At 70.4% G+C, this 20207-nt stretch carries 9 protein-coding genes; 8 read left to right on the top strand and 1 reads right to left on the bottom strand.

Going from position 1 to position 20207, the window contains the following annotated elements:
• The first annotated feature begins 18 nt into the window (after positions 1-18).
• The 8 genes from ABLG96_RS02415 to ABLG96_RS02380 all read left to right on the top strand — a co-directional run bounded on the left by ABLG96_RS02415 (position 19) and on the right by ABLG96_RS02380 (position 17830).
• Entirely contained in the window at positions 19-1911 is a 1893-nt protein-coding gene (locus ABLG96_RS02415) for a condensation domain-containing protein (protein ID WP_353649836.1), read from the top strand.
• Positions 1908-7715 (top strand): amino acid adenylation domain-containing protein, encoded by a 5808-nt coding sequence (locus tag ABLG96_RS02410; protein ID WP_353649835.1) that lies wholly within the window; start codon positions 1908-1910, stop codon positions 7713-7715. The genes ABLG96_RS02415 and ABLG96_RS02410 overlap by 4 nt, the downstream gene beginning before the upstream one ends.
• Before the next feature lie 62 nt (positions 7716-7777).
• Positions 7778-10948, top strand: a complete 3171-nt coding sequence (locus tag ABLG96_RS02405) for an amino acid adenylation domain-containing protein (protein WP_353649834.1) — start codon at positions 7778-7780, stop codon at positions 10946-10948.
• Complete coding sequence (locus ABLG96_RS02400) at positions 10945-12384, top strand: lyase family protein (RefSeq protein ID WP_353649833.1); 1440 nt, start codon at positions 10945-10947, stop codon at positions 12382-12384. Before ABLG96_RS02405 ends, ABLG96_RS02400 begins: the two co-directional genes overlap by 4 nt.
• Positions 12381-13379 carry a kinase gene (locus ABLG96_RS02395; protein ID WP_353649832.1) on the top strand — a complete coding sequence of 333 codons (999 nt, stop codon included), beginning with the start codon at positions 12381-12383 and terminating at the stop codon, positions 13377-13379. Before ABLG96_RS02400 ends, ABLG96_RS02395 begins: the two co-directional genes overlap by 4 nt.
• Positions 13379-15727, top strand: coding sequence for a pyridoxal-phosphate dependent enzyme (locus ABLG96_RS02390; RefSeq protein WP_353649831.1), 2349 nt, complete (start codon positions 13379-13381; stop codon positions 15725-15727). Before ABLG96_RS02395 ends, ABLG96_RS02390 begins: the two co-directional genes overlap by 1 nt.
• Positions 15705-16844: a GntG family PLP-dependent aldolase gene (locus tag ABLG96_RS02385; protein ID WP_353649830.1), complete on the top strand. Its 1140-nt coding sequence runs from the start codon at positions 15705-15707 to the stop codon at positions 16842-16844. The genes ABLG96_RS02390 and ABLG96_RS02385 overlap by 23 nt, the downstream gene beginning before the upstream one ends.
• The gene (locus ABLG96_RS02380; protein ID WP_353649829.1) at positions 16841-17830 is read left to right on the top strand and encodes a TauD/TfdA family dioxygenase; all 990 of its coding nucleotides are present in this window, start codon (positions 16841-16843) and stop codon (positions 17828-17830) included. The genes ABLG96_RS02385 and ABLG96_RS02380 overlap by 4 nt, the downstream gene beginning before the upstream one ends.
• 366 nt (positions 17831-18196) lie before the next feature.
• Here ABLG96_RS02380 and ABLG96_RS02375 read toward each other — a convergent pair whose 3' ends face one another.
• A complete protein-coding gene (locus tag ABLG96_RS02375; protein ID WP_353649828.1) occupies positions 18197-20056 on the bottom strand; it encodes an ABC transporter ATP-binding protein in 1860 nt (619 codons plus the stop codon).
• Between the last annotated feature and the right edge of the window lie 151 nt (positions 20057-20207).

The raw sequence follows: 20207 nt of genomic DNA, 5'->3' as shown, positions 1-20207 counted from the left end.
ACAGATCGGGGACACAGCATGAGCACCGATACCGACATCGGTCCGACCACCGCCGGAATCGTTCGCACCGCGCCGACGGTGCCGATCCGTGTGCGCGCGGCCGGCGAGGACTTCGAGGTGCCGGCATCCGCGGCCCAGGAACGGATGTGGTTCGCCAGCCATGTCTCGGCCGACCGGGCGCTGTACCACATCTACGACGAGCTGCTCTGGGGACCGGTGGGCACTGCCACCGAGTCGCCGGCCGCGGGGACGGCGAGCGCGATCGACACCCTGACCGCAGCGTGGACGACGATCGTCGAGCGGCACGAGTCGCTCCGCACCACCGTCCATCGGCGCGAGCAGGAACTCCTCCAGCACGTGCACACCGAGATCGGCGTGGAGATCCCGGTATGGGATCTCGGCGCACTTCCGGACGACCGTCGGATGGACGGCCTGCGGATCCTGGCCCACGGCTTGTTGGATGCGCCGCTCGAGCTGGACACCCCACCACCGTGGCGGCTGGCCATCGCGCGGGTCTCCGACGACGACTGGCGGATGATCCTGTCCATCCACCACGCCGTGGCTGACGGCGCCTCGCTGTTGATCATCCGCGGCGAGCTGACCGAATTGATCGCCGCGGCCACCACCGCCCGCGCACCGCAGCTGCCGGCATCCCCGCTGCAGTACGTCGACTACTCGGAATGGCAGCGCACGGGGATGGCCACCGAGCTCGCCGCACTCGACGACTTCTGGGACGCGACGCTCGACGGACTGCCTGCAGTCCACAACATCCCGACCGACTTCCCTCGGCCGGACGAGCGGACCTTCGCCGCCGCCGACGTCTACCGACGACTCGACGCCGAGTTGAGCAGTACCTTCTCGCAGTTCGCGGCCGAACACCGCAGCAGCGACTTCATGGTGCTCTGCTCGGCGTTCCTGGCCGTTCTGCACGGATGGTCGGGCAGCACCGATCTCGTCGTCGGGTTACCGGTCACCGGTCGCAACCGGCCCGAGCTCGACAGGGTGATCGGGATGTTCGTGAACATGGTCGTGCTGCGGGTGCCGATCGCGGGCGATCCCACCTTCACCGAACTGCTCGAGCTGGCCAGGGGGAACATCCTGGAAGTGCTGGAGCACCAACAGATGCCGTTCCAGCGCCTGGTCCGGCGTCACGCCGCCCGCGCGGGCCAGGCGGTTCCGCCGCTGTACCAGATCGGCTTCAACCATCTGGCGATGGCGCAGCGGGCCACCGTCACCTCCGCCGAGGACGACATCGGGTGCGAGGTGGGCCTCGACGGGTTCGGTCGGCTCGGTCTGCGGATCGAGTACAACACGGCGCTGTTCCGCGAGGAGACCGCCGTGCAACTCGCCGATGATCTGACCGACACCCTGGCAGCCGTGTGCGCGGATCCGTCGATCCGGCTGTCCCAGTTGCCCTTGCGGCGTCGGATCACGGGCGCCACTGCCGCTGGGTCGTCGGCGACCCCGTCGCCCAAGGCACCGTCGCCCACGCCACCGTCACCCACAGCACCGTCACCCACGGCACTGTCGCCCGGCGGGACACCCGCCGGATCGGACGCGCCGGCGGCCTTCGACGCGCCGGACGGTGCGGCAGTGTTGTCGCCCACCGAGGAGCTGGTCGCAGCGACGTGGCGCGAAGTGTTGCCCGAGCAGGGGCGGGATCTGGGCGCGGATGACGAGTTCTTCGCCTGTGGCGGCCATTCCCTGCTCGCTCTCCGGGTGATCGCCAGGATCCGGGAAGCCGCGGGGGTCGATCTGTCGATCGCCGAGTTCTTCGCCGACACGACGGTCCGCGGCGTCGGCGCCGTACTGGAGCGGGCGCTGATCGCCGAGATCGCCGCATTGTCCGACGAAGAGACCGGGCAACGTCTGTCCGTCGAAGCGGCAACCGCACCAGGGAGCGATCGATGAGCACCACACAGGACCGCACGGCCCTCTCCCAAGGCCAGCAAGAGCTGCTGCGGCGCCGTCTCGGAGCGCTGAAACCTGCTGTCCGTCAACAGATCGAGCCTCGCGGGGACGGTGAACCTGCCCCGCTGTCGTTCGCCCAGGAGCGGGTGTGGTTCATGGAGCAGCTCGCTCCGGGGACCGCCGCTTACCTCACCCCGCAGGTGTTCCATTTCGCTGCGACCCTGCGGCCGGCGACCATCATCGCCGCTTGGCAGGCGGTGCTGGCGCGCCACGAGTCGCTGCGGATGGTGTTCCCTGCCGACGCCGACGGCCGACCGACGGTGCGGGTGTTGTCTGTCGACAAGCTCGTTCCGCTGCAGCTGGAGCGGCTCGAGTCCGAGGAAGTCGCCGCTGCGCGTACGGACGAGATCGCGACCGAGCTGTTCGAGCTGTCGACCGGCCCACTGTTCCGCGCCGTCCTGCTGGATGTCGCAGGGACCGGTTTCCGGTTGGTCTGCGGGATGCACCACATCGTCACCGACGGCTGGTCCAACGACGTGCTGCTCCGCGAGCTGAGCGCTGCCTGCAGCGCTCTCGAGTCGGGCCGGGAGATCCCGTGGATCGACCGGCGTCCCGTCCAGTACGGCGACTTCGCTGCCCACCAGCGCCGCTGGTGCGAGCGGCCGGAGACGGCGACGCACATCGATCACTGGGTGCAGCGGCTCGCGGCGGTCCCGCCACTGGCACTGCCGACGGACCGTCCCCGCCCGGCCACCCAGCAGTACACCGGGCAGGCCATCACGTTCCGGATCCCCCGGGCAGACGTCGAGGCACTCGAGGGTTGGGCCCGCGGCCACCGCGCCACCCAGTTCATGGCGCTGATGACCGCCTACCAGATCGTGCTGGCCCGCTTCGCCGGGCAGTGGGACTTCGCGGTCGGCGCACCGGTGGCCGGGCGCAGCCTGCCGGAGCTCGACGAGGCGGTCGGCATGTTCGTCAACATGCTGCCGATCCGCGCCGACCTCACGCCGGAGATGACCGTCGACGAGGCGCTGGCGGCCACCAGGACCCGGGTTCTGGAAGCGCTCTCGCACGAGCAGGTTCCCTTCGAGCGGGTCGTGCAGCAGCTCGGCCTCGTCCGCGACCCGTCACGCCCGCCCCTGTTCCAGGCCATGCTGGTCCTGCAGAACTACGCCAGCTTCGGCGAGAACCCCGACGCCGCAGCGGCATCCGGGCCCGCTGCCACGCCGGCGGCCCCGGCGGTCGACTGGTCGCCGATCGATCTTCCCGCCACCCGCTTCGAACTTGAGTTGCACACCCACCTGCGACCCGACGGCGACCTCGGCGGACGGCTGGTGTCGGGAACCGCGCTGTTCTCCTCGGAGTTCACCCGGGCGATCCTGGACTCCTTCACCGCACTGCTCGGGCGGTTGCCCAGCAGCGGCGCCGTCCGCATCGACGAGATCGAGATCCTGGACGAGGTCCAGCAGGCGGCCCTTGCGCACTTCAACGAAGGCGAGTCGACTCTCGCGCAGCAGACCCGCGCCGGGCGGACGCTCACCGAGCTCATCGACGCCGGCCTCGGCGAGCACCCGACAGCCCAGGTCAGGGCGGCGGACGGCAGTGTCTGCAGCTACGCGGAGCTGTCCGCGGCGGCCGATCTGGTCGCCGATCGGCTCCGCCGGGCCGGAATCGGGGCCGGGGACATCGTCGGCGTCTCCATCGCCCGGTCGATCGAGCTGATCACCGCGCTCGTCGGTGTGCTGCGCTCCGGCGCCGCCTACCTCCCCCTCGACCCGGAGTACCCGGTCGACCGGCTGACGTTCATGGTGCAGGACTCCGGCGCGCTCGCGGTACTCGCCGATCCTGGCGCCGCCGCGATCCTGTCGTCCGTGACGGTTCCCGTGGCGCCCGCCGACGCCGACGGCCTGCCACTGCTCCGGGACGGCGCAGCGCCCAGCCCGACAGCCCTGTCAGGAAAGCGAACACAGCACCACGACGGGTCCGCGGCCGACACCGCAGCTGCCTACGTCATCTACACCTCCGGTTCCACCGGTCGACCGAAGGGCGTCGTCAACGAACACCGGGGGATCGTCGCCCGGCTGATGTGGATGCAGGAACGGTTCGGCATCGGGCCGGGCGAAGGCGTCCTGCAGAAGACGCCGGCCGGGTTCGACGTCTCGGTGTGGGAGTTCTTCTGGCCGCTGGTGACCGGTGCCAACCTGGTGCTCGCAGCGCCGGGCGGGCACCGGGATCCCGCACATCTACGCACGCTGATCGCCGAGAACGCCGTCAGCATCGCCCATTTCGTGCCGTCGATGCTCGACATCTTCCTGGCCGAGCTCCCGCCGGGTGACGGTGCAGCGCTCCCCATCCGCGCTGTCGTGTGCAGCGGCGAAGAACTGTCCGCACCCACGGCGCTGCTCTGCCTCGATGCCCTTCCGCAGGCCGAGCTGCACAACCTGTACGGACCGACCGAGGCAGCGATCGACGTCAGCGCAGGGCGCTGCGATGCCGAGACCATCCGGCGCACCGGCCGGGTCTCGATCGGCGGCCCGGTGCCGGGCACCGGACTGCACGTCCTGGACGAGGCGCAGCGCCCGGTTCCGGTCGGCGCGACCGGGCAGTTGTACATCTCCGGGGTGCAGGTGGCCCGCGGCTACCTCAACCGCGCGGAGCTCACTGCGGAGCGGTTCGTCGTCCTCCCGGAATCCGCCTGGACCGGCGGCACCGCGCCCGCGTCCCGCCGCGCCTACGCCACCGGCGATCAGGCGCGATGGCGTCCGGACGGAACCCTCGAGTTCCACGGGCGGTTGGACGGGCAGGTCAAGCTGCGCGGCCAACGGATCGAACTCGGCGAGATCGAGCATCTGCTCGGTGAGGGACCCGGGATCCGTTTCACCGCAGCTGCTGTCAAGGAGCCCACCGCGGGAGACGTTCGTCTGGTCGGCTACCTGGTCCCGGAACTGGACGCGGACGGCGTCGCCGTACCGATCGATCTGGACGCGGTGCGCAGCCGCGCCGTGGCCGCCCTGCCGACGTACATGGTGCCGGCGCACCTGGTCGTGATCGACTTGCTGCCGTTGTCCCCCAACGGAAAGCTCGACCGCGGCGCGCTGCCGATGCCCGAGATCGGGGTCAGCACCGGTGAGTTCGTGCCGCCGACTCCCGGCGCCCAGCAGGCGATCGCCGAGGTCTGGCAACAGGTGCTCGGGGTGGACAAGGTCGGCGCCGCCGACGACTTCTTCGCCCTCGGGGGCCACTCGCTGCTGGCCACCCAGGTGGTCGCCAAGCTGCGTCCGGTGCTCCCGGAGGGCACCTCCATCAGCGTGATGGATCTGTTCCAGCATCCGACGGTGGCCGGGCTGGCGGCTCTGGTGGAATCCGACCAGCCACACGTGCGGGCGCTGCTCTACGAGCTGACATCCGGCCGGACGGTCGCCGGTACGCAGCGGTCACTGGTCTGCGTTCCCTACGGCGGGGGCTCGGCCGTCGTCTACCAACCGCTGGCGGACGCCCTTCCGAAGAACCACCGGTTGTACTCGGTCGCCATTCCCGGTCACGACGTCGGGCTCGAGGAAGCGGGCCTGCCCTTCGACGAGCTCGCGGAGCGCTGCACGGCCGAGATTCTCGAGAAGGTCACCGGGCCGGTGGTGCTCTACGGCCACTGCGGCGTCGGTGGCGCGCTCATCATCGAGATCGCCCGGCGGATCGAGGCTTCCGGACGGGACGTGGAGGCGGTCTATGTCGGCGGCATCTTCCCGTTCGCCCGCGCACACGGCACGTTCGCAAGGGTCGCCCACTGGTTCTCCGACCGCGCCAGCAACCGCAACCACAGCAACTGGCTCAAGTCGATGGGCGTCGACCTGGCCGATCTGGAGCCCGGCCAGGCCGACCGGATCATCTCGAACATGCGCCGGGACGGCGACCATGCGGAGGAGCACTTCACCGCACTCCTCGCCTCCGACCCGGTGAAGCTCAGCGCGCCGATCATCACCGTGGTCGGTGAGCGGGATCCGATCACCGACTACTACCTCGAGCGCTACCGGGAGTGGGAGTTCCTCACCGACCGCAGCGCGGTGGTGGTGCTGGCGGAGGCGGGCCACTTCTTCCTCAAGTATCGCGCCGCCGAGCTGGTGCAGATCATCACCAGGACGGATGCGGCGCTGCGGCAACCGGATCCGGCCGCTGCGCTGCCGTCCGAGGACGATCCGCAGGCGACCTGGTGGCTGGCCGACGACCACGTCGTCGGGGAGCCGGTGTCCGCACCGCAGGCCGTCACCATCCAGGCTCTGTCGGGTGCCACGCCCGCTGCTGCGGCGCGATCCGACGACCCCCGGCGCGAGGACCCGGTGCCGGTGGCCGGTGACGCACCGGCGGCCCAGGGAGCAACTCCGCCCCGTACCCCGGCCAGACCGGTACCGCGTGGCCCCGGAACGGAGGAGCCAAGCATGGGCCGGTTCCTGGCGATCGCGGCCGGCCAACTGACCTCCACCATCGGTTCCCAGCTGGCCGGGTGGGCGATCCCGATCTGGATCCTGCAACGGACCGGCTCGCTGGGACTGTTCGGGCTGACAGCGGTGATCGCGTTCCTGCCGGTGATCCTCACCAGCCCCATCGCGGGCGCCCTGGCCGACCGCTTCGACCGACGCAGGGTGATCGTCACCGCCTGCATCGGTGCGACCGTCGCCGAGGTGGTGATCACGACGGTCGTGATCGCCGAGAATCCTTCCGTCGCAGCGTTGTTCGTTCTCATCATGTTCCTCGGTGCGTTCGGCACGGTCCAGCGGATCGCGTTCACCGCAGCCGTCCCCCAATTGGTCCCCAAGCGGTTCATCGGGCACGCCAACGGGGTGCTGGGGATCATCAACGGTGCCGGTCAGCTCTTCGTCCCGATCGCTGCTGCCGGGCTGTATGCGCTCATCGGCCTGGAGGGGATGCTGCTGCTGGACGTCGCCAGCTACGTGATCGCACTCGGTGTGCTGGCCGTCGTGCGCTTCCCGAACAGGTTGGGACGCATCCGCAAGGAGTCCTTCGGCGAGCAGGTGTTCGGCGGCTTCCGGCTGGTCTGGAACAACCGGCACTTCCGCCTGATGAACATCTTCTTCGCCGTCGGCAACCTGCTGTACGCGCCGGCGCTGCTGCTCACTCCGCCACTGGTGCTCGGCTTCGGATCGCTCCAGAACGTCGCCGTGATCGCCGCCTGGGAGGCCGCGGGCAGCCTGCTCGGTGGCGCTGCGATGGCAGCCTGGGGCGGCCCCGTCCGGCGCCGGATGCGGTTCAACCTGTTCCTGATCGGCATCTCCGGGCTGTTCGTGATGTTGACCGGTCTCGCGCCGTCGATGGCTCCGATCGCCGCCGGGGTGCTGGGCACCACGTTCTCGCTGGGCCTGGCCAACGGGATCTACGTCACCATCATCCAGACCAAGGTGCCGCAGCGGTACCACGGTCGGGTGTTCGCGGTCGGCCAGACGCTCGCCTGGTCGACGTTCCCGATCGGTTTCCTGGTGGTGCCGTTCATGGTGCAGCACTGGTTCCAGCCGTGGATGGAGCCCACCGGATCGCTGGCCGGTTCCGTCGGTGCGGTGATCGGCACGGGAGGCGGCCGCGGAACCGCGCTGGCGTTCGTCATCTTCGGTGCGCTGATGACGCTGAACGCTGTCGCCGGCCTGTGCATCCGAGCACTGCGCGACCTCGACCTGGAGGTCCCGGACTCGCTGCCGGACGACCTCATCGGCCTCGAGGAACTGGAGCGCACCCGTGGCGCCGGACGCGGCACCGACGCCGCGCGCGAGCCCGATGCCCTCAGCGGTGCGCGCGGATGAGCTCAGGAGTGCGGGTCCCGGCACGACATCCCCCGCGGCAGGATGGGATTGGGGACCCCGGTGTGCCCACCGGTCTCACCGGGACGACCGTCGTCCTCCCGTTCGTCAACGGCACCGGCACCTGCGCTGCCCCGGCGGGGACCACCGCACCGTTCGTCGTCGCGTCGGCGGAGATCCCCTCGGCGGCAGGCGCTCTCGGGATACGGCTCGGTACCGGGTCTGCTGCTGTCGCGGTCGCCGCCCATCTGCGCGCTCTCGGACTGCTCGCCTCGGAGAACGAGGTGTCCGTCCAGATCGGCGGCGTTCTCGACGGAGCAGACCCGGCACCGATCGACTTCGGACTCTCGGGCAACTGGGCAGCCCTGATCGCCGACACCGCGGCAGCGACCGGCGCCGGCAGCACGGGCAGCGACCGGGTCCTGGTGCGCAGCGAGGGTATCCAGCTCGACGTCGACGGAGCCCGGCTCACCGTGACGATGGCGTCGTCGCTGCGTGATCCGGCCGGGGTGACCGCACATCTGGAGCACATCCGGACCGCGATTGCCGCGGCCACCGAAGATCCGGCAGCGACGGTGTCGGCCGTCGACCTGCTCACCGAGGACGAACGTGGTCTGAACACCCGGCTGGGCACCGGCGAGATCGTGGAGAAGTTGCCGCACAGTCTTTTCGATGCCCTCGAGCACCGCGCGCTCAGGCACCCGGACCGGACGGCTGTCGTGCACCGCGAGACTGCCGCCAGTTACCGCACTCTGCTCACCGCGGTGCACACCGTGCACCGCGCGGTCGAGGCTGCCGGGATTCGTCCCGGACAGGTCGTCGCCGTGGCGCTGGAGCGCAGCCCGCTGTGGATCGCGGTGGTGCTGGGCATCATGCGGGCCGGCGCGGTGTACCTGCCGCTGGATCCGCACGACCCGGCCGAGCGGCGGGAGACCCTCGTCCGTCGTTCCGGTGCGCGCCTGGTCATCGACGGACCGGAGAGCCTCGGGCTGGTCGCGTCACCGGACCGGATCGTGGTCCCGCGCAGCCCGCAGGATTCCGCAGCAGCAGGGCCGGCTGTCCGTGAACCAGGTCCGTTCGATCCCGCCTACGTGTACTTCACCTCGGGTTCAACCGGCGAGCCCAAGGGTGCGCTGTGCGGGCACGGCGGGATGGACAACCACCTGTGGGCCAAGATCCGGGACTTCGGGCTCACCGACACCGACGTGGTCCTGCAGTCCGCACAGACCACCTTCGACATCTCGCTGTGGCAGTTCGCGGCGCCGCTGATGGTCGGGGCGAGCGTGTTGATCGCCGATCATGCTGCGCTGCTGGACGTTCCGACGACGCTGCAGCTCCTCGCCGAGCACCGGGTGTCGATCGCCCAGGTGGTTCCCAGCTACCTGGCAATCCTGCTGGACCACCTGCAGGCTCCGAACGATGTGGCAGCCCTGCGGACACTGCGTTGCCTCTCGGTGACCGGTGAGGCGATCAGCCTGCCGATCGCCCGTCGCCTGTTCGAGACGCTTCCCGGGATCACCTTGATCAACGCCTACGGCGCGACCGAGGCCTCAGACGACACCACCCACGAGATCATGGACCGCGCTCCCGACGGCCCGAGCGTGCCGGTGGGGCGCCCCAACATCAACGTCGTCGTCCACGTGCTCGACGACCACGACCGCCCGGTACCGCCCGGATCGATCGGCGAGATCACCTTCTCCGGGATCATGGTCGGACTCGGGTACCTGAACGACCCGGAGCGGACCGCCGCCGCCTTCGGCCCCGACCCCGTGATCCCCGGCGCGCGCCTGTACCGCTCCGGTGACTACGGCCGGTGGTTGCCCACCGGCACGCTGCAGTTCCACGGACGCCGCGACGAGCAGGTGAAGATCGCCGGGATCCGACTGGAGCTCGGCGAGATCGAGTTCCGGCTGCGCTCGCTCGCCGGTGTCGGCGAGGCCGCGGTGATCACCATCGCGTCCGGGGACGGCAAGGAACTGGCCGGCTTCGTCACCGGCAGCAGGCCGATCGATCTGGCCGCCGCCGACGCGCAGCTGCGACTCTCGCTGCCGGCGGCCGCCGTTCCGACCACACTGGTGCAGCTGGAGGCATTGCCGCTCAACGGGAACGGCAAGGTCGACAAGAAGGCCCTGACCCGGATTGCCACCGAGCATCTCGACCGGCAGAGCACCGAGCGTCCCGGGCAGCACCGGGTCGGCGAGTCGGCTACGCCGACAGCGCGGGTCCTGGCTGCCTGGGCCGGTGCGCTGGAGATCCCGGCAGGGGCCCTCCGCCGGGACAGCGACTTCTTCGCGCTCGGCGGGACGTCGATCCGCGCCTTGCGTGCCGTTGCTGCGGCGGATCGCCTGTTCGGCATCGCCGACCTGTTCTCCCGACCGGTGCTCGGCGACCTGCTGGCGCTGGTGCAGGAGCGAGGCAGGCCGAGTGGCACCGAGCGCGGGGAATCGCGGACGAAGGCACTCGGCGCAGTCCCGGCGCTGCTGCTGCCACTCATCACTCCCGCGGACCCGTCGGCACACCTGGTGTTCCTGCCACCGGCCGGCGCGAGTGCACTCCTCGCGCGGCAGTTCGCCGGTGCCGTCGCGGCAGCGCACCCACGGGTGCGGGTGTCGGCGCTGGAGCATCCTGGCCAGAGCCTGCCCGCGGACGCCATGCTGCCCACCGGAGCCGACCTCGTCGACGCGGTCGCCACCGAACTCGGGGCGGCTCCCGCGGCCGACGGTGTGCTACCGATCGTGCTGTGGGGTCAGGGAAGTGGGGCAGCCACGGCAATCGCTCTGGCGCGTCGCCCGGAACTCCGGATCGACGGGGTGTTCCTTGCTTCGCAACCGGCCAGGGATCGGCGCGGCATCCTCCGCGGCAACGCGGTGCTCGCCGCAACTGCCGATGTCCAGCTCGCGGAGCAGGCCGCCGACGCGCTGGACGTCGATCTCGGTGCCCTCTCGGCGCAGGACGGGCAGCGGTTGGCGCGGGTCTACCGGCACGAGCTGATGCAGTCCCAGCTCGACCTGCTCGACGACGGACTCGGCGTGGCCGACACCGGCGCCACCGCGCTGCCGGTACCGCTCGTGCTCGTCCGGGCGTCGGACGACGGGTCTGCGGTGGCGACGGCTGCCGACTGGCCGGGAGCAACGGAGCTCACCGTCACCGAGGGCGGTCCGCTGTTCTGCCGGACCCGCCCCGAACTCGCCGCCGCTGTCGTGGCAGCCCGACTGACTGCGGTGGCGCGCCGATGAACACACCCCTCACCGGTCGGATCGACGGCTCTCCGCGGGCCGTGCTCGACGAGCAGATCCTGCGCCCGCAGTTCGCCCACGAGGCCGCCCGACTGCTGCCGCACTACATCGCTGCAGAACGGGCCCTGGTCGACGAGTACCACCGGATGGGCGTCCTGTCGGAGACCGACTGCGCCGACCTGCACGCCGCGCTCGTCGCCCTCGGCGCCGCGGGAATCTCCCCGGACGCAGCGGCCAACTTCTCCGACGTCGCCTTCGCGATCGAGACCGGAGTGAACAGCCGACTCGGTCGGACGGTCGCGGGATGGCATGTCGACCGCAGTCGGAACGATCTGCAGGCCACCGCCCAACGGATGTATGCCCGGGAGCGCATCGACGCGATCAGCGCATCGGTGGCGGGGTTGGCTGCCGTCACCCTCGACCGGGCGCAGGAGTACCTCACCGATCCGCTGCCCGGGCAGACGCACCTGCAGGCGGCACAGGTGATATCCCCCGCTTTCTTCCTCAGTGCGCTGGCCGAGGAACTGCTGGACACACTGGACACACTGGCAGCGGCCCGAGACCTCGTGGACCGCTGTCCGCTCGGCGCCGGCGCGATGGCCGGCGGCGACCTGCCCTGGGACCGCCGGAAGCTCGCCACAGCACTGGGTTTCGCCCGTCCCGCCCGGCATGCGCTCGGCGCGGTGGCTTCCCGCCACTGGGTGCTGGCGCTCACCGCTGCGCTGTCGAACTTCGGTGTGACACTGTCCCGCTTCACCACCGACCTGATGGGCTGGGGTTCCGGTCCGGTCGGCTACCTGTGGCTGCCCGACGACCTGGCCGGCATCTCGTCGGCCATGCCGCAGAAGCGGAACTACCCGGTGCTGGAACGCATCCGCGGCCGAACGGCGCACCTCACGGCCTGCTATCTCGATGCCGCGCTGGGCCAGCGGAACACCACCTACACGAACCTGGTCGAGGTCTCCAAGGAGGCCTCAGCGCTGCTGCCGACCGCCCTCGATGCGGCCGGGTCCGTGCTCGCACTTGCCACGACGGTCATCTCGTCCTTCCGGCTCGACACCGAGCGGGCCGCTGCCGACGCCGGCGCCGAGTTCCTCGGAGCGTTCTCATTGGCGAACCGGCTCACCCTGGATCACGGGATCGGCTGGCGGGAGGCCCAGGTGATCAGTGGCCGGTACGTCGTCGCGGCACTCGAGCAGGGGGTTGCCCCCGGCCGGGCAGGGGTGACCCTGCTCTCCGACGCACTCACGGGCGCCGGCCATCCACTGCCGCACCGCATCCTGGAATCGCTGCTGGACAACGCTTTCGACCCGGTGGCCGCATTGGCGGCCAAGGTCACCGAGGGCGGCACGTCACCCGTCAGGGTGCTCGAGCTGATCCAGTTGATCCGCCGGGATCTTGCCGACCGCACGGCTCCCCGCGGTGGTCCGTCATGACCCGGGGGGTGATCACCGGTCGGCAGGGCGTCGACGTCCGCGGAGCGACCGCATCCGCGGCCGGCACCTTCGGCGAACTGTTGCAGGGGGTGCTGCCCGACGGGACGGACTTCCTGGTGACGCTTCCGATCGCCCTGCGTTCCCATGCCACCTTCCGGCTCGGACATGGCGAGGAGCTGGTGATCTACCCGTCCCACAAGCGGAAGGCAGAGGCCGTCGCGCGGCGGATGCTCGACGCCGCAGGCCATCACGGCGGAGGCACGCTGGTGATCGACTCGGCGATCCCGACCGGCAAGGGGCTGGCCAGTTCGTCCGCCGACCTGGTGGCGACCGTGCGCGCGGTCGGTCGATGTCTCGGTCTGGCCATCGATCCGGCGTCGATCGAGAACTGGATCCGCGGCGTGGAGCCGACCGACGGTGTGATGCACGAGGGGATCGTGGCGTTCGACCACTGCTCGGTCCGGCTGCGTCACGAGATCTCCCACATTCCACCGCTCGCCGTCGTCGCCATCGATGAGGGCGGCCGGCTCGACACGGTGTCGTTCAACCGGATGCGCAAGCCGTACACCGCGGACCAACGCGGCGAGTACGCCGAGCTGCTCCAGCACCTCACCGCCGCGCTGCACCGGGGCGACCTGGCGCGCGTCGGGGAGATCAGCACCCGCAGCGCCGAACTCGCCGAGTTGGCCAACCCCAAACGGACCTGGCCGGCGCTGCGCGACGCGGCTGCCCGTACCGGCGCACTGGGGGTCGTCACCACCCACAGCGGCACCATGCACGGGTTGTTGCTCGATGCTGCTGCCCCCGATCATGCACTCACCCTGATCGCCGCTCGAGAAGCGTGTGCAGCGATCTGTCGCGGCGACGACGACCCTGCTCGAACCGACCCTGCTCGAAGCGACCCTGCGGCACGAGCGGACGTCGGCCCGCCAACGGCGATCTCCCGACGCGTCACGGTCTTCCGCACCGACACCGATCCTGGGAGCGAAGCCTGATGGTGTTCGACAGCGTGGTGGCCGCGGTCGGCCACACTCCGATCGTGCGGCTGGATCTTCCCGGTCCGGCGATCGCCTACGCGAAGCTGGAGCTGCAGAACCTGTTCGCGATGAAGGACAGGGTGGCCCGTGAGGTGATCACCTCTGCCCTGGCCAGCGGCGTCCTGCGGCCGGGCGACCCCATCATCGAGAGCTCCTCGGGAACGATGGCGCTCGGTCTCGCGCTCGTCGGTCGCAGCCTCGGACATGCCGTGCACATCGTCACCGACCCGCGGATCGACCAGGTCACCCACGGCAAGCTGCTGGCACTCGGCTGCTCGGTCCACGTGGTGACGGCGATGTCCGGGGCGGGCTGGCAGAGCGCCCGGCTGGAGCTGCTCGCCCGGCTGCTCGACGACCTGCCGGGGGCATTCTGGCCGCAGCAGTACGCCAACCCGGACAACCCGGGGGCCTACCGCTCGCTCGCCGCCGAGGTGATCGACGATCTCGGGACCGTCGACGTGCTGGTCGGCGCGGTCGGCAGCGGCGGATCGCTGTGCGGTACCGCCCGCGCGCTGCGCGCCGTGCTGCCCGACCTGCACGTGGTGGCCGTCGATTGCGTCGGCAGCATGATCTTCGGCCAGCCGGACCAGCCGCAGCGCAAGCAGAGCGGGCTCGGCAACAGCATGCAGGCCCCCAACGTCGACTACGCGGTGATCGACGAGGTGCACTGGCTCTCCGACGACGAGGCCTTCGCCGCCACCCGCCGGCTGGCCGCCCACCAACAACTGTTCGCCGGCAACTCCTCCGGCTCGGTGTACCAGGTGCTCGAGCACCTGGCGGCCACCCGGCCTGCCGGGACCAGGATCCTCGGGATCTTCCCCGACCGGGGCGACCGGTACGTGCCCTCGGTCCATCCGGCGCAGAGAACGTCGCAGGAGTCGGCCCCGCTGCGAGTCGGACCTGCCTCGCCGCAGGAGGTCGACTACGGGACGGCGGTCGCGGGCTGGTCGCGGGCGTTGCTGCCCCGGGAGCGGCCGTTCCTGGCGTTCGTCGAGTCCAACACGACCGGTACCGGCATGACGGCGCTCACGACCACCCACCGCCTGGGTGTGCAGCCCCTGTTGGTGACCGCCGACCCCGGCCGGTACACCGGTCTGCAGCACAGCAGGGCGGTCGTCGTCGTGGCCGACACCGCCGACCCGCAGGCCGTCCTCACAGCGCTCCGCGCATCGGGCCGGACAGTTGCGGGGGTCAGCACGACCAGCGAGTACTTCCTCCCGGTGGCCGCCGCGGTCGCCGGGGAGCTCGACCTGGCCGGCGGTCAGGTCGACGCTGTCCGGCGCTGTCGCGACAAGGTCGCGGTGCGGAACTTCCTGGCACACGCGGGGATCGAGCAACCGCGCTGGGCGGTCCTCGACGGCGGACCGCTGCGCACCGTCGGTCGGGCGGCGATCGAGGATGCCGTCAGCGCCGTCGGCCTGCCGTGCGTGGTCAAACCGACGCAGGACTCCGGATCCACCCATGTCCGGCTGTGCGCCGATGCCGACCAGGTGGCAGCGCAGGTCGCACTGATCCAGGCCGTCAGCCACAACGCCCGCGGCCTGCTGACACCGTCGACCGTGCTGGTCGAGGAGTACTTGGTCGGACCCGAGTTCTCCGTGGAGACCCTCGGCAGCGGCGATCGACTCGACGTGCTCGGGGTGACCGCCAAGACGGTGTCCGCGCCGCCGCACTTCGTCGAGACCGGGCATCTGTTCCCCGCGCCGGTGGACGACGACACCCGTTCCCGGATCGTCGAGTACGCCACCAGGATCATCAGGGCGCTCGGGATCACCGGTGGGGCAGCACATCTGGAGCTCAGATTGACGACGGACGGCCCGCGGCTGGTCGAGGTGAACGGCCGCGCGGCGGGCGGGATGATCCCCGACCTGGTGCGCCTCGCCACCGGCGTCGACCTGATCGAGCAGCAACTGCGCGTCGTCGCGAGCCTGCCCGTCGACGCCTCCCCCACCCGCGACCGCTCGGCCGGGATCGCCTTCCTGCTGGCGCAGCAGGACGGGGTCCTGACCGGGATCGACGGAATCGGTGGCGCCGAGGGAGCACTCGCCGTCCCGGGGGTGGACCGGGTGACCGTGACGGCCGCCGTCGGATCCGCGGTACGTACCCCGACGAACTTCGCCGACCGACTGGGGTTCGTCATCGCCCTGGGTGCCGACGCCGACGAGGTGACGGACACCCTCCACGAGGCGGTGCGGCGGATCACCGTCCGGGTCGCCGCCCGACCGACGGCCGAAGCCGGGCCGGCCCCCGCACTGACGGACGAACAACCCACCCACCACACCGGTGTCCCGGTCGCCGGCGCCTGAGGAGACAGTCCTGTCCACCACCAGCAAGTCCTCACGTCCTGCCGAACCCGCTGCGGCGCCGGCGTTTCCGGGCACGACCCGGTCCCGGATCGTCGAGCTGCGGTCGGACACCTTCACCCTTCCCACCGAGCGGATGCGCGCAGTGATGGGCGCCGCCGAGGTCGGCAACGACGACTACGGCGAGGATCCGACGGTCACCGGTCTCGAGGAGACGGCGGCAGCCCTGCTGGGCAAGCGGGCTGCCTGTCTGATGCCCAGCGGCACGATGGCCAACCTGACCGCGATCCTGGTGCACTGCCCGCGCGGCAGCTCTCTGATCGCCGGCATCGAGTCCGACATCCACCTCTACGAGGGGCGCGGCGCAGCCACCCTGGGAGGGGTTGCCTACCAGGCGGTCCCGCATGCAACGGACGGCGGCTTCGATGCCGACGCGCTTGCAGCGGTCCTCCCCGAGGACTGGGACGATCCGCAGTTCTCCCGGCCGTCACTGCTGTGTCTGGAGAACCCGCACAATCGCGCCGGCGGAGTGATCACCCCGCCGCACCGCGTCGGTGCGGCCATCAGCTTCGCCCGCACGCACGGGATGGCCGTCCACCTGGACGGGGCCAGGATCTTCAATGCCGCGGTCGCCACCGGCCGCAGTGTCGCCGACCTGGCCGCCGACTGCGACTCGGTGCAGTTCTGCCTGTCCAAGGGTCTCGGGGCGCCGGTCGGCTCGATGCTCGCGGGTTCCGTGGAGTTCATCACTGCGGCCCGTCGGTGGCGGAAGGTGTTGGGGGGCAGTATGCGTCAGGCTGGGATCGTGGCGGCGGCCGGCCTGCTGGCGATCACCGAGATGGTCGATCGCCTGGCCGACGACCATCGTCGCGCGGCGTGGCTCGGCGACACCGTGGCGGAGCTACCGGGGATCTCGCTGGTCGCGACCCCGCAGACGAACGTGGTGCTGTTCGCCCTGGACGGTGCCGACCGGGCACCGGCGGTGATCGCCGCGGCAGCCGAGCGGGGTGTCCGGCTGCTGGACTTCGGTCGGGGCCGGATCCGGGCGACCACTCATCTCGACGTCACCGACGACGACATCGAGATCGCGGCGGCCGTGCTGCAGGAAGTACTGCGGTGAGCGCCTCATCGGCAGGCGGCGACACCGTTGAAGCGCTCCGGGTCGGCGCCATCGGCGGCTGGCTGGAGCGGGAGGATGCCCGAGACGAGGTCTTCGCCGCGCTCGACGGTGCGGGAGCGCTGCTGCTGCGCGGTGACGCACCGCTGGGCGCCGAGGGGGTGGCGAGAGCCTGCGATCTGTTGGGACTGAGCGCACTGCCGACCGCTGACGACTTCGCCCCGCGGGAGGAGCTGGGCAACGGAGTGCTCGGCGCGCCGCACTGGCCGGGCGACCGGGAGATGTGCCCGCACCACGAACGCGGGCACAGCGTCACCGCACCGTCGATCATGCTCCTCTCGGCACTGCAGGTCGCACCGACAGGTGGGCAGACGGTGCTCGCGGACACCCAGGATGTGTTGCGGCGCATCCCGGACGGGGTGCGGGAGACGCTCACCGAGACCGGGTGGTTGTCGGTGCGTACCTACCGGCCGTTCTTCGGGGTCAACTGGCCGCAGATGTTCGGCACCGATGATCCGGTCGCGGTGGAGGACCTGCTCGCCGAGCTCGGCTGGGAGGCCGAGTGGAGGCGGGACGGTGCGCTCCGGACCGCCGGCCGCCGACCCGCCGTGCTGCGCCATCCGCGAACCGGGCAGGAATCGTGGTGGGGGCAGCTGACCTTCTTCAACCAGTGGGCGCTGGACGAGGCGGAACGGGAACTGCTGATCTCCTCGTTCGGCGTGGATGCATTGCCGTTCAACACGTCCCGGGGTGACGGCACACCCCTGACGCAGGCGGAGTTCGAGGCGGTGTTGGCGGCGTACGAGCCGTCGTCCCGCACGGTGGAGTGGACGCCCAGCGATCTGCTGATCGTCGACAACATCCGTACCGCCCACGGGCGTCGACCGCACGCCGGCACCCGCACGATGGCGGTGGCTCCGTGCGAGACGTTCTCGGTCCGCGCGGCCGATCCACGGTCGTTGTCCGCTCCCGGTGGACACATCGGCTGAGCCGCCGGCAATTCACCGTTGCGGAACTGCGGATCGGCTCGTACTTTCGGTAGTACACAGGAGAGGAGGTGGTCCGCAGTTGAATACCCGACGGACACGTGAGGTGACTGGCCGCTAGGCCCGTCCACCGCCCGCCAGGAACCGGTCGATCCGGGAGGATCGCGCAGCAGCAGCTGCGGAACGGCCTGGCCAACACCGGACAGTCACCCGATCCCCGGACCGTCGTCCCCTCGTCCAGGACGACACGCTGCACGCCTCAGGTGTGCAGCAGGTCCGGGGATTGTCCGTGCCCCCATCCTGAACGGCAGCCCTCCATCTTGCGGGTGCCGGCGGCCGGCGCGGGCGTGGGACCGCTGTACGCCGACGTCAGGCGGCCGCGACGGTCGTACGCTGCGCGTCGACCAGGGCGGCATAGGCGCCGCCGGCGGTGACCAGCTCGTCGTGCGTCCCCGTCTCGCGCACCCGGCCGTGGTCGAGAACCACGATCCGGTCGGCGTCCTGGATGGTGGAGAGCCGGTGCGCGATGGCGACCGTCGTCCGACCGCGCCGGGCGGCGTCCAGCGCCTGCTGGACGGCCCGCTCGGTGCTGTTGTCCAGCGCGCTGGTGGCTTCATCCAGGACCAGGATCTTCGGGTCCCGCAGGATGATCCGCGCCAGGGCCAGGCGTTGCTGCTCGCCGCCGGAGAACCGGTGCCCACGGGCACCGACCAGGGTGTCGTAGCCGTCCGGCAGCGAGACGATCAGCTCGTGGATCTGCGCGGCCGCCGCTGCGGCCTCGATCTGCTCGTCCGTGGCCTCGGGCTTCGCCTGACGCAGGTTGTCGGAGATGCTGGCGTGCAACAGATACGATTCCTGCGACACCACTCCGACCACCGACGAGATGGTCTGCAGGGTCAGATCACGCAGGTCGATGCCGTCGATCGTGACCGACCCGGACGACGGATCGTGCAGCCGCGAGAGGAGTCCCGCGAGCGTGGACTTGCCGGACCCGGTGGCGCCCACCAATGCCAGCGTCGAGCCGGCGGGGACGTCGATGGTGATGTTGCGCAACGCATCCCGGTCGGATCCCTCGTACCGGAACGTCACGTCACGCAGCGAGATCGAACCCCGGACGTCGGTGAGCGGGACCGGGCGGTCCGGGTCGGTGATGGTCGCAGGGAGATCCAGGTACTCGAAGATCCGGGAGAACAGGGCCATCGATGCGGTCACCTCGACCCCCACCGACAGCACGCCCATCAGCGGCCGGAACAGTTGCCCCTGCAAGGCGGTGAACGCGACGAGGGTGCCGATCGTCATCCCCCCGGATGTCGCCGGCATCCCGGCGAACAGATAGATGAGCGCAGGAATCACTGCGAAGACGACGCTCATGGTTGCCATCCGCCAGCGCCCGGCAAGCTGCGAGGCGACCTCGAGCGCGGTGAGGGACGAGGAGGACGCGGTGAACTTCGCCGCGAGCTGATCGCCGGAGCCGAGGATCTTCGACAGGTGCGCTCCGCTGACCGACAGCGATTCCTCGATCTGGGACTGCATGTCGGCGAGGGTGCGCTGGGCCTTCGTGGTGACGCTCCGGCGCATCCGGGCCACCGCCCTGGTCAGCAGGACTGCGGGTGGGAGCACGATCAGGCTGAGCAGCGCCAGTCGCCACGACAGCGCCACCATGGCGATCGCGGTGCCGACGACGGTGGTCAGATTGGACGCGATCGAGGTCGCGGTGTTGGTGACCACCGATTGCATGGCCGCGATGTCGTTCGTGAGCCGCGACTGCAGTTCACCACCCCTGGTCCGGGTGAAGAACGACAACGGCATCCGCTGCAGGTGGGAGAACAGGCCGGTACGCAGGCCGTGCATGACCTGCTGGCCGACCTTGGTCGACAGCCACGTCTGGATGACGCCGAAGACCGCGGTGACGATCGCGATCGACACCATGGCTGCGACCAGCAGCAGCACCAGGCGGACGTCCTTCCGCGGGATCGCGTCGTCGATGAGGTGTTTGACCAGGAACGGGGAGGCGAGGCCGACGATCGAGGTCGCGATGATCAGCAGGGTGACGATCGACAACGGCGCGCGGTGCGGGGCGAAGAGCTGTGTTATGCGCCCGAGTCGGACCGGGTGCTCCTGCAGTTGCTGCAGGTCGACCGGGCTGCGCTGGGCGCCGGAGCGACCTCGTGGCCCGCCGTGTTCGGCAGGAGCATCAGGCGGACGGCGGGAGATGATGGGTTGTGCCATGGGGTGCGGCCTCTCGGACGTGGATGGGCTCGGAAGTGGATGGGCGACCTGGTCGGGCCTGCCTGGTCCGGGACGGGAATGTCTCGGACCGTGCGGATCCGGGCGCAGGATGCGACCTGCGGGCTCCGCTATTGCTGAGGTTACCTCATGA

Origin of the sequence: Nakamurella sp. A5-74, assembly GCF_040438885.1 — a bacterium.
Classification (GTDB): domain Bacteria; phylum Actinomycetota; class Actinomycetes; order Mycobacteriales; family Nakamurellaceae; genus Nakamurella.
Note: the sequence above shows the minus strand (reverse complement) of the source record. Positions and strands in the feature narration are given on the sequence as shown.